This is a genomic window from Halonotius pteroides, from assembly GCF_003605635.1.
Classification (GTDB): Archaea; Halobacteriota; Halobacteria; order Halobacteriales; family Haloferacaceae; genus Halonotius; species Halonotius pteroides.
Genome location: NZ_QMDW01000065.1, coordinates 1 through 1,468, shown reverse-complemented (window position 1 = coordinate 1,468; position 1,468 = coordinate 1). Strand labels below are relative to the sequence as shown.

Below are 1,468 nucleotides of genomic sequence, written 5' to 3'. Positions count from 1 at the left end.
ACATGCTTCCAAGACGGTACCCGAGATTATCCCATGTGAGAGTCTCAGGTGGCGGCCCTTCAGAATATTTTGCTCCGTTGAATACCGACGCCGTCTGCGGATTATATCGCTGATTTCAGGGGAATTGGACGCCGTCTTGCGATATGGGGCGTCTCAGGACCCTCGCACAAACGTTTCGAGACTTTGCCACAAACCACGTAGAGGAACCAGACGTACCCGCCGCGCCGGACGGCGCGGACGGGTACGCTAACTCCACGAAAATCGCGCTGCTTCTACTTAAAGAGGAAATCAATAAACCACTCCGGAAGCTCGAAGATTACCTGAACGAGATGCCGGGAATCCTCGATGTGTTCGGCCTTGAGAAATCTCCAGATTACTCGTCGTTCAGCGTTTGGGACGGTGAATTTCCGATGAAAGAGTTGCGCCGCCTGCTCCGCCAGTCAGCGGAGCAGGCGGGGCTTTCGGGCACTGCGTCGATTGATGCCAGTGGCTTCCAACGAGATCAAGCTAGCTCACACTACCGAAATCGAGTCGGTTACTCGTTCAATGCTATGAAGACGACGCTGCTCGTTGATACGGACTCACTTGCCATCATGGATGCTCATTTCACGACGAAGAAAGCCTATGACGGCCATATCGGACTGCAGGTCTTTCGGCGCAACGCCGAAGACCTGCAGGAGTTGCTGGCTGACAAGATGTACTCGTGGAGCGATCTCCGTGAAGCCTGCCGTGACGCGTCAACGCGACCAGTAATCAAACACTGTGAGCAAAACGGACTCAAGAAGGCCCACAACGCTCGAATTGACGACGATGTCTACAATCAGCGGTCAATGAGCGAGACAGTGTTTGCGATGGTGAAGGACGGTGGCGATGAGATTCGCTCCCGGAGTTGGCACGGCCAATTCCGGGAGCTCACGCGCAAGTGCATCGTACATAACCTGACGCAGGCGGCGAGTTAGGCTCGCCGCCTGCTCTCCTTCTCTGGACGTATCCGTGAGAGGCATCGCCATCGTCCACCTCATTCTTCGTGCGGTATCTTGTGAAACTGATGTTTTGACCACTGCGTAAAGCCGCTAAAATTGAATCGTCCGATCTTAGAATCCGCAGAGAGAGCGTAGCTACCCGTGAAAAATCTAATATCATAATACTGATTCTGTCGCTGTCTTGCGTTCAACAGAGCACGATAAGACGATGGGTTATAAATAGACATTTTAAATGTTTAGGGATACGGCGAATCGGACGCAACGATGGAGCGTCGACGGCCCGATCGGGGCGAACGCAGTCGGTCGTTCCCGCGGGCGATCGGGGTCATACGATCGTCGGTAACGTGTCCGCCGGACGTTCCGACGGATCGGCGGCTACTCCTGGCCGACCATCCGGGTCTCGTCGTCCCAGTACTCCGAGCGGAGTTCGTACTTTTGGACCTTGCCGGTCGCCGTCTCCGGGAAGTCGTCGACGAACTCGACGC

1 protein-coding gene is annotated in these 1,468 nt (G+C 55.0%); it reads left to right on the top strand.

Annotated features, from left to right (window positions below):
- Nucleotides 1-143 precede the first annotated feature (143 nt).
- Nucleotides 144-959, top strand: a complete 816-nt coding sequence (locus DP106_RS15030) for an IS5-like element ISNamo1 family transposase (protein ID WP_015408940.1) — start codon at nt 144-146, stop codon at nt 957-959.
- Nucleotides 960-1,468 lie beyond the last annotated feature (509 nt).